Source organism: Streptomyces composti, from assembly GCF_012034205.1.
In the GTDB taxonomy this organism is placed as follows: Bacteria; Actinomycetota; Actinomycetes; order Streptomycetales; family Streptomycetaceae; genus Streptomyces; species Streptomyces composti.
Genome location: NZ_JAATEM010000087.1, coordinates 1 through 619, shown reverse-complemented (window position 1 = coordinate 619; position 619 = coordinate 1). Strand labels below are relative to the sequence as shown.

The following is a 619-nucleotide window of genomic DNA, read 5'->3' as shown; positions in this document are numbered from 1 at the left end:
GACCGTGTTCGTGTTCCCGGGTCAGGGGACGCAGTGGGCCGGTATGGGTGCCGAACTCCTCGATGCTGTGCCCGCGTTCGCAGAGTCGATGGCTCGCTGCGAGGAGGCGCTCGCGCCTTACGTCGACTGGTCGCTGACCGAGGTGCTGTGCTCCGGCGCGGAGTTGGACCGGGTCGACGTCATCCAGCCTGTCACCTGGGCCGTCATGGTGTCCCTCGCCGCGACCTGGCAGGAACTCGGTGTCCGTCCGGATGCGGTCGTCGGCCACTCCCAGGGCGAGATCGCCGCCGCGGCTGTGGCGGGTGCGCTTTCGCTCGAAGACGCGGCCAAGGTCGTCGCCGTACGCGCCAGGATCATCGGCGAACACCTCGCCGGGCTGGGCACCATGGCCTCCATCCCGCAACCTGTTCAGGCGGTCGAGGAACACCTGCCCAGCGGCGTCAGCATCGCCGCCGTCAACGGCCCCAACGCCACCGTCGTTTCGGGCGACAAGGACGCCGTCGAAACCCTGGTCACAGAGCTTCAGGGCCAGGACATCCGGGCCCGGCTCATCCCCGTCGACTACGCCTCACACTCCGCACACGTCGAGGCCATCGAAGCCCAACTGGCCGATGCGCTT

The 619-nt window shown here is 68.7% G+C and carries 1 protein-coding gene; it reads left to right on the top strand.

The window, feature by feature from the left end; translation table 11 throughout:
* A partial coding sequence (locus HCJ93_RS29050; RefSeq protein ID WP_167998808.1) for an acyltransferase domain-containing protein occupies positions 1–619 on the top strand: 619 nt, incomplete at both ends.